Annotated in this window: 6 protein-coding genes; 2 read left to right on the top strand and 4 right to left on the bottom strand. The window is 73.4% G+C overall.

Annotated elements, in window-relative coordinates; genetic code table 11:
• The 3 genes from GTW67_RS19495 to eccE all read right to left on the bottom strand — a co-directional run.
• A partial coding sequence (locus GTW67_RS19495) for an SCO5717 family growth-regulating ATPase (protein WP_161166102.1) occupies nucleotides 1-2,970 on the bottom strand: 2,970 nt, incomplete at its 3' end.
• Between the two features lie 291 nt (nucleotides 2,971-3,261).
• Nucleotides 3,262-4,035, bottom strand: a complete 774-nt coding sequence (locus tag GTW67_RS19490; RefSeq protein WP_161166101.1) for a hypothetical protein — start codon at nucleotides 4,033-4,035, stop codon at nucleotides 3,262-3,264.
• The gene (gene eccE, locus GTW67_RS19485; protein ID WP_161166100.1) at nucleotides 4,035-5,414 is read right to left on the bottom strand and encodes a type VII secretion protein EccE; all 1,380 of its coding nucleotides are present in this window, start codon (nucleotides 5,412-5,414) and stop codon (nucleotides 4,035-4,037) included. The genes GTW67_RS19490 and eccE overlap by 1 nt, the downstream gene beginning before the upstream one ends.
• A 221-nt stretch (nucleotides 5,415-5,635) precedes the next feature.
• Between eccE and eccB the strand changes: the two genes are divergently transcribed.
• Both eccB and mycP read left to right on the top strand, forming a co-directional pair.
• Nucleotides 5,636-7,162 (top strand): type VII secretion protein EccB, encoded by a 1,527-nt coding sequence (gene eccB, locus GTW67_RS19480; RefSeq protein ID WP_161166099.1) that lies wholly within the window; start codon nucleotides 5,636-5,638, stop codon nucleotides 7,160-7,162.
• Between the two features lie 29 nt (nucleotides 7,163-7,191).
• Complete coding sequence (gene mycP, locus GTW67_RS19475; protein WP_161166098.1) at nucleotides 7,192-8,445, top strand: type VII secretion-associated serine protease mycosin; 1,254 nt, start codon at nucleotides 7,192-7,194, stop codon at nucleotides 8,443-8,445.
• An 18-nt stretch (nucleotides 8,446-8,463) separates the two neighbouring features.
• Here the strand turns inward: mycP and GTW67_RS19470 are convergent, their stop codons facing one another.
• The gene (locus tag GTW67_RS19470) at nucleotides 8,464-9,090 is read right to left on the bottom strand and encodes a hypothetical protein (protein WP_346010692.1); all 627 of its coding nucleotides are present in this window, start codon (nucleotides 9,088-9,090) and stop codon (nucleotides 8,464-8,466) included.
• Nucleotide 9,091: the final 1 nt, after the last annotated feature.

The raw sequence follows: 9,091 nt of genomic DNA, 5'->3' as shown, positions 1-9,091 counted from the left end.
GGGCTGCTGGGGGTGGCCGGGCTGCTGCGGGTACGGCTGTCCGGGCTGCTGGGCGTGGCCGGTCTGCGGGGGGTACGGCTGGCCCGGCTGCTGCCCAGGCTGTCCGTACGGCTGCGGCTGCCCGGGATACGGCTGGCCCTGCTGCCCCGGGTAGGGCTGGCCCGGCTGCGGCTGGCCTGGCTGCGGCTGGCCCGGGTAGGCCGACTGGCCGGGCATCGCCTGGCCGGGGTATTCGTAACCCGGCATGGGCGGCGCGGCGACCGGCGGCGGATTGCCGTCGGACGTCCACAGACCGTGCGACTGCTGGTGGCGGACGAAGTCCTCGGCGACCATCGCCGCGAGGTTGAAGTACGCCTCCCGCACCTTCGGCCGCATCATGTCGAGGTCGACCTCGGCACCGGCGGCGAGGTGCTCGTCGAAGGGGACCACGACGACACCCCGGCACCGGGTCTGGAAGTGCCCGACGATGTCGTCCACCTTGATCATCTTGCCGGTCTCACGGACTCCGGAGATCACGGTGATGGACCGGGACACCAGGTCGGCGTACCCGTGCGCGGACAGCCAGTCCAGCGTCGTACTGGCGCTGCTGGCACCGTCCACGGACGGCGTCGAGATGATGATCAACTGGTCGGCGAGGTCGAGCACCCCGCGCATGGCGCTGTAGAGCAGACCCGTACCGGAGTCGGTCAGGATGACCGGGTACTGCCGGCCCAGGACATCGATCGCGCGCCGGTAGTCCTCGTCGTTGAAGGTCGTGGACACGGCCGGGTCGACGTCGTTGGCGATGATCTCCAGCCCGGACGACGCCTGGGAGGTGAACCGCCGGATGTCCATGTACGAGTTGAGGTACGGGATCGCCTGGACGAGGTCACGGATGGTGGCCCCGGTCTCCCGGCGCACCCGGCGGCCGAGCGTACCGGCGTCCGGGTTCGCGTCGATCGCGAGGATCTTGTCCTGCCGCTCGGTGGCGAGCGTGGACCCCAGCGCGGTCGTCGTGGTCGTCTTGCCGACACCGCCCTTGAGGCTGATGACGGCGATGCGGTAGCAGGACAGCACCGGCGTGCGGATCAGCTCCAGCTTCCGCTGCCGCTCGGCCTCCTCCTTCTTCCCGCCCAGCTTGAACCGCGAACCGCCGGCCGCGGGGCGGCTGCTCTTCGCCTTCTGCCGCTTGTTGTTGAGCAGCCGGTCCGACGACAGCTCCACGGCCGCGGTGTAACCGAGCGGCGCCGCACCGGGGTTGGTGGGCTGCCGCTGGTCGTGCTGTATGGGCTGCGGCCAGGCGGTACCGAGCCGAGGATCGGCCGGCTGCTGGGCGTGCGGCTGGGGCGCGGCCTGGTGCGGCGGCTGGGGCTGGGGCTGCGGCTGGTGGTGCTGATGCTGCTGCTGGTCGGGCTGGGCCGCCGACTGCTGCGGGATCTGGGGCGCCTGCGATGCCTGCGGCGGCTGTGGTGCCTGCGGGACCTGGCCGGGCTGTGCCTGCGGCGGCATCGGGTGCGCCTGGTGCGGGACGCCGGGCTGCTGCGGCTGCCCCTGCGACTGGCCCTGCGGAGGCTGCTGGCCCTGCGGCGCGGCCGGGTTGGGGAAGCCGTAGCCGGCGGGGGGCGTGGCACCGGGGGTTCCGGTCTGCGGGAAGCCGTAACCACCGGGCTGGGGCTGCGGGGCCGAGCCACCCGGCTGCGGGAAGCCGTAACCGGCGGCGGCGGCGGGCATGGCGCCCGGACCGCCCTGCTGGGGCGCGGGGGCACCCTGCTGCGGCGCCGGGGGCTGGGCCGCCGCCGGGGGAGTGGCCCCCTGCTGCGGGAAGCCGTACCCCGCCGGGGCCGCGGGCTGACCCGGCACCTGGTCGGGCGGCGTCGGCGCACCGGCCTGCGCGTGCCATGCGGCGGGCGCCGGCTGCGGGGCCTGAGGCTGGAAGGAGGGCTGCTGCGCCGGCACGTCCGGCTGTCCCGGGGCGGCGGGCGCCGGCTGCGCGGGCCACTGGTGCGCCGGTGCGGGCGCGGCCGGGGGGTACGACGGAGGCAGCGGCGGCACACCGTCCGGCGCGGGGGGAGGTACGTCGGCGGGAGCGGGGTCCTGCGGGGCGGTGGCCTGCGGACCGGGCTCCGCGGTCGGCTCGACGTCGCCCTGTGCGTCCGGGGCGTCGGGGACACCGGCGGATGCGTTGTCGTCGACCGAACCGTCCCCCTCGGCCGCGACGTCCGCACCCTCGGTGTGCTCGGACTCCACGGCGTCCTCGTCCACCGCGGCGGACCCGGCCGTGGCGTCGTCCTCACCGGCACTGTCGTCGGCCTCGTCGGAAGCGGACGCATCGGATACGGCCTCGTCGGAGGCGGGCGCCTCGGACGCGACCGGCTCACCGTCGGCCGCCTCACCCGCGCTCACCGCCTCGTCGGCAGCGCTCTCCCGCTCCTCGCGCTGCCGCGCCTCCTCCTGCCGCGCCTCGTCCGCGGCGGCGAGCTCCGCGAACTCCCGCTTCAGCGCGGCCGCCGAGAACCGCATGGTGGCGCCGCTCTCGAGGTCACCGTTGCCGGGCTCGGGCTCGACCCGCGGCTCCGCCGGCACCGGCTGCTGGGCTTCGGGCTCCGGATCCGGCTCCGGGTGGGACGCCGCCTGGACCGGCGGCTGCTGAGGCTCGAAACCGCTCCCCACCGGAAGTCCGGGCACCCCAGCCGACCCGGCGGCGGGCGGCGCGGGCGGCGCGGGAGGCGCGTAGGGCGAGGCCGGCTGGGCCGGGGGCTGAGCAGCAGGAGGAGCGGGCGGAGCGGGCGGAGCAGAAGGAGACGCGGCGCCCCCCGACGTACCGGCGCCCTGCCCCTGTCCGGTGTCCCCGGACGCGTTCTGCGTGTACCAGGCGGGCGGGGCGTAGTCGATGGTGAACTCGCCCGTCGTCTCGATGGCGGACTCCGCGTCGGGCTGGTCATCGCCGGGTGTCGCCCAGCCCCCGCGGATCCCGTCCCGGTCGCTGCTCACAGTTCCTCCTGGTGTGGTCGAGCACCCTCACGCCGTGCTGGGGCGACCCTTGCTTGTCATTCGCAGTTGTCCGAGGCCGTACGAGGTCGTCCGATCCACCGGCTCTCCCCCTGGGACGCCGACGCCCCGTCCACGGGTTCTGGCGTCGCGCCGGGACCCAGCCTAATCACCACAGGCACCACCCCGGCAGCCCCGCCCGGCACTCGATGGGCGCCGACCCGGACATCCCGCGTCGCGACGGCGGGCAGGAACAGGCGATATGACACACCAAAACGGTCGAAAGGCGGTCGGTCAGTCCATCCGTCGCGGCGTACCCAGCAGCCCGACCTCGGCGTCCGTCGGCTGCGTCATCACGTACTGCCGGTCCCGCTCCGTACACCACAGGGTGACACCGTCGGCGAGCGTGGGCAGGGCCTCGTACTCCGCGCGGGGCAGCCGCGCGGCACGCCCGATCTCCACCGCCTCGTCCGGCGAGACCCGCTGGACACCCACCAGCCGCGCCTGACGCATCAACCGCGGTGCCACCGGGCTCAGATACGGCAGCAGCGTGAGCACCGACTGCCACGGCGCCGACGCCACCCGCCCGCGCGGAGGCCGCATGCCGCAGTCCCGGATCACCAGGACCGGCCCCATCGCCGAAGCGCCCTGCGGGGGCACCCGGCCCACGTCGTGCACCGTCATCCCCGACTGGCCACCGCCGACCGCCTGGACGACCTGCGCCCAGTGCCCGGGTCTGCCGGTCTCCACCGTGACCCGCGCGCCCGTCGCCGCCGCGCGCAGCGCCAGCACCTGAGCCGTCCACAGACCGCCGATGAAGAGAATGTCGAACGGCGTCGGCCGGTTCACCCCGAGGACGGCGGGCTGTCCCTCGGCGTCCACGCCCACCACGACACCGTCGTCCCCGACGGGCAGGGCGAGCGTGTCGATCTGGGAGAGGGACAGGGTGTGCCGCGGATGCCGCGGCCCCAGCAGCCCGAACCCGGTGCGCAGCCGCTCCCGCAGGCCGCCGTCCGGACGGCCGCCGTCGGCGGGGGCGGAGGGTGTCGTCGACGTGGTCATGGCCATCAGCGGGCACCTCCGAGCGGCAGCGTGGCGAGCACACCGGGCAGTTGCTCACGGTCGAGACGGACGATCCCGGTCCGCGCCTGACGCGCGGCACGCTCCAGGGCCCGGCGCGCGTCGGACAGCTCGGTGCTGCTGCGCCCGGTGACCCGCAGATGCCCGGTGACCGCGACGTCCTGCTGCCCGCTGCGGGCCAGCGTCAGACTGAACGTCGTCGCCAGCGCGGGAACCGCCGTCAACCGCGCCACCAACTGCGGCAGCGAGACACCGGAGCCGCCGAGCTGGGGCCAGCGCCGCACCCAGTAGGTGGTGTGCCGCCGGTTGTCGCAGCGCCAGCTGCGGCTGGACTCCTCGGTGCGGCGCCGGGGCGTGTCGCCCTGGCCGGGCTGGGAGGTCACCATCGGGTTGGCGCACGCCGAGGTGGCGATCGCGGAGGCCAGCTCCTCCTCCGTCAGCACGTTCGCCCGGAAACCGGCGCCGGTCAGTCTGCTGGACAGGTGCTCCGCCGAGCGCACCAGGCACTTCTGCGCGCCGAGGAGCCCGCCGCCGCGCGCGGCCACCGCCTCCGGGCACAGCTCGGGGTCCAGCTTCAGCGCGATCCACATGATGCGGACCGCGGGGGACACCGTCTCCGCCTGGAGCTGCGCGTAGTTCGTCACCACGACCGACTGCTGCGGCAGATGGGGCGCGGGCGCGGGCTGCGTGTGCACCACGACCTGCGCCGACTCCAGCCGGATGCCGTCCACGTCGAGGACGTCCCGCACCAGCGCGAGCGGCAGCGGCGTACGCCCGCGCTCGGCGCGCAGCGCACCGGCGTGGGCCTCGACCTGGAGGACGGCGGTGAGGAAGCCGCCGTCGCCCACCATGCCCACCGGGCGCCGGTCGTGGTCGTCGCGGTGGCTGTACTGGTACGTCCGCAGATTCGGCTCGCACTCCACGGCGGGGACGAGGCTGGAGTCCACCCCGGCCGGCAGGGGAGTCCCCGGGGCCTTGCGGAGTCTGGCCCGCAGCGCCAGCTGACTGCCCAGCCACTCCGGCAGGGAGCGCCCCCGCCGGCGTACGACCGCGAGCAGCGCCAGGATGCCGGCGACCACACCCGCCGGCACGAGGGCGGCGGGGCCGACGAGCCAGCCGCACACCACCAGCGCGGCGGCCAGCTCCAGCATCACCAGCCGCTGCAACGCGAACGAGCCACCACGACCCGAACGCGCCTGGAGATGCGGCGTGACGGACCCCCGAGCGGCCGACGCACCACGGGCGGCCGAGGAGCCGCGTGCGGGCGCGGCACCGCGAGGCGCCGCGGAACCACCGGTGGTCGGCGCCGCGCTGGCCCGCCGCGCCGCGGATTGCGATCGCGACCGGGTTCGCGGTGCGGAAGCCATCACTGCAAAACCCCCGAACTATCCCGAAAATCACCGCACTCAGCAGGCGGCGAGGCTTCAGCACCCTACCCGTGCCACGCGCACCACTGTGCAACAGGCATAGTAGGTGCCGGGTCTGACAGCCGAGGTTCCAGAGGCGACCGGGACGGGGCGGCCGCCAGTGCTCCGCACTGCTGCTCCGCCGGTCTCCATGGCTTCGTACGGGGAGAGAACGAACACAGATGGCATCACGGCGCGATGAACTGAACGCCTACACCTTCGCGAAGCGCCGCACTCTCGCGTCCTTCCTGCAACCGTCGCCCTCGGGCTCGGAAGAGGGGGCTCCCAAGCCGCTCAGAGCGGTCGTGCCGAGCCTCGTCGTCGGGGTGGTCGTCCTCGCCGTGTTCGGCGCGATCGGCATGTTCAGCCCGACCGCGCCGAAGGGGTGGGACGAGCCGGGCGCGCACGTGATCGTGGCCAGCGAGTCCACCACCCGGTACGTCGTCCTGAAGACGGGCGGGGAGACGCAGCTGCACCCGGTCCTCAACATGGCGTCCGCCAAGCTCCTCCTGGACCCGAGCAAGGACAGCGTCATCACCGTCGCCGAGGACGTGCTCGACAGGGGCGAACCCCCGCACGGAGCCACGATCGGCATCCCCTACGCCCCCGACCGCCTTCCCTCGCCCGAAGAGGCCGAGAAGGCCATGCGGTGGGCGGTCTGCGAACGCCCCGGACCGGGCGGCCGGGCCATCCAGAAGGCGGCGTTCGTCCTCGGCGGGAAGGACTGGTCCAAGACGGAGGGCGCGGGCAGGCTCACCGGCGGCGAGCTGATGTACGTCGTCGGCCCGGACGGCAAGAGCCAGTACGTGGTCGACTCGCGCGGCTACGCCTACCCGCTGGCGGACCCGTCCGACAAGGAGGTCCTCAAGGCCCTCGACACCCAGGGCCGCGCCCCGCAGCGCGTCACCCAGGACTGGCTCGACACCCTCCACAAGGGCGACCCCATCGCCATCCCCGCCGTCAAGGGCACCCCGGGCACGGACGCGGGAGCCTCCGACATGCTCCGGGAGTACGACAAGGTCGGCATGGTCATCAAGGCCTACGACGGCCGGCGCATGCAGTACTACGTGGTCCTCCAGGGCGCCGTGGCGCGCATCTCCGAGTTCACCGCGACCCTGCTGCTCAACAGCGGCGACCTCGTCGGCGTCGGACAGGCCGGTGAGGCGCAGCAGGTCAGCCCCGGCGCGGTCGTCGACAGCACCGACTTCGACGGACAGCGCACCTGGCCGTCGTACCGGCCCCAGACCGTCAACGACGGCTCCTCCGCCACCGCCGGCCGCAACACCGTCTGCAACGTGCTGCGCTCGGTGGACGGCAAGAGCGGCACGACGACCCTGTCCACCTGGTCGGGCACGGACTTCCCCGCCCAGCTGCCCACCGGTTCCTCCAGCGCCTACGTCACCCCGGGCTCGGGCCAGCTCTACCGGCAGTTCCAGGGCACCGAGACCGGCGCGGGCGGCGTCTTCCTGGTCACCGACACGGGGCTGCGGTACGCCCTCCAGTCCAACAACGACAGCGCCACGGACGACAAGGGCATCGGCACCTCCGCCAAGGAACGCGAACAGCAGCTCAACGAGGCGCAGATCGCCCAGACCCGCCTCGGCTACGAGAAGGTCAAGCCGTCCCCCGTACCGGTGAACTGGTCGACGTTCCTGCCCACCGGCCCCCGCCTGTCGGAAGCGGCGGCCCGGCAGCCGCAGGGCTCGTGACGGTGGCTCCCCAGGAGAACGACGAAGACATGCTGCACGAAAGCCGCTTCACCAGCACCCCCCGTACCGCCGCGTCCGTCCTCGCGGCGGCACTCCTCGCGGGGACGGCGGTGTGCGCCCTCCCGGCGCCCGAGGCCCGGGCCGACGACGGCGGACAGTGCACGTTCCCGTCGAAGAAGTACGAGGGCCGGCCGTGGTCGCTGCAACGCGTCAACCTCGACGCGCTGTGGGAGCAGTCCAAGGGCACCGGCGTGAAGGTCGCCGTCATCGACACGGGCGTCGACGTCAAGAACCCGCAACTCACCGGCGCCGTCGACGCCTCCAAGGGCAAGAACTACCTGCCCGCCAAGAACTCCAAGGGCGAGGAGATCGACCGGGGCAACGCCCAGGGCACCACCGACACCGTCGGCCACGGCACCCGGGTGGCCGGCATCATCGCCGCCCGCCCCGCCCAGGGCACCGGCTTCGTCGGCCTGGCCCCCGAGGCCACGATCATCCCCGTCAAGCAGAACGACGCGGACGGCAACGGCACCGCGAAGACCCTCGCCCAGTCCATCCGGTACGCCGTCGACGCGGGCGCCGACGTCATCAACATCTCCCAGGACACGGCCAACGCCGTCGCGCCCGGCGAGACGCTGGAGTCGGCGGTGGACTACGCCCTGGCCAAGCAGGTCGTGGTCGTCGCCTCCGCCGGCAACGACGGCCTCGGCGGCAACATCAAGGTCACCTACCCGGCGTCCTACGCCGGCGTCCTCGCCGTGGCCTCCTCCGACCGCAACAACGAACGCGCCCCCTTCTCCCAGTCGAACGAGTTCATCGGCGTGGCGGCCCCCGGCGTCGACATGATCTCCACGGTCCCCGGCGGCGGCCACTGCTCGGACAACGGCACGAGCTTCTCCGCCCCGTACGTGGCCGGCGTGGCCGCGCTCCTGAAGGCCAAGTACCCCAAGTGGACGGCGGCCCAGATCGTCGCCCAGATCGAGCAGACCGCCGAACGCTCCATCCCCGGCCACGACCGCCTGGTCGGCTGGGGCGTCATCGACCCGGTCAAGGCCCTCACGAACGTCGACCCGGCCAACCCCCCGGAGTCCCCGGCCCCCGACAAGGGCGCCCTCCCCGCCGAGGCCCCCGCGGTCCCCCCGGTCCACTTCGGCGAAACGGCCGAGGAACGCAACACCCGCATGGGCACGTACGTGGTAGTCGGCGGCCTGGTCCTGGCAGCGGGCCTGACCGGCACAGCGGTGGCGATGAGGGACGCCCGGAGGAGGCGCGGGGGGCGGTGAGGGCGGCTCAGAGGCCACCTATGCCGGCAGGGCGATGTCACACTTCGCCTTGTCGTGCGCGTAGGCCGCGGCGTTCTTCGCCAGCTCGATCAGGCCCGCCCGCGTGCCGGCGTCACTCGCCTTTCCCGCCTTCTCGAGATGGACGACGACGCTGAGGTCGTACTGGCCACCGGGAATCTTCCCCGCCGACGTACAGGGCACGAGGACAGCGGCGACGGAGGGCGAGGCAGTGCCCTTGAGGCCCGTGGTGAAGGGCGTGAGCCGGCCCTTCCCGTCCGCGTACTGCGCGACCTCGCCGTCGGCCCAGCTCTCGAACGGCTCGTCCCGCACCATCTGCGTCCGGGCACGCAGAAGCTGGTCACCGCCCCCCGAGACGAAGCAGTCCGAGCCGTAGCCGCTGTCCCGCTCGTCCACGCGAAGGTTCACGTCGTCGTCGAACGCGTACGACGACTTCTCCGGAAGCACGGTCCTGAGCGCACCGGCGGCCCGGGGCCCCGGGCCCAGTGAGTCGCACACGGCACCGGCCTCGATGTCCCCCGTGTCCTCGCCGAACGGCGGTGCCTTGAGGAGATACAAGGCACCGAGCACGCCCACGACGACGACGGCGACGACAGCGATCGCGTATCCGCTCCGCCTGGCATTCACG

This window comes from Streptomyces sp. SID5910 (genome assembly GCF_009862125.1).
In the GTDB taxonomy this organism is placed as follows: Bacteria; Actinomycetota; Actinomycetes; order Streptomycetales; family Streptomycetaceae; genus Streptomyces.
This window is presented reverse-complemented; position numbering and strand designations above follow the sequence as displayed.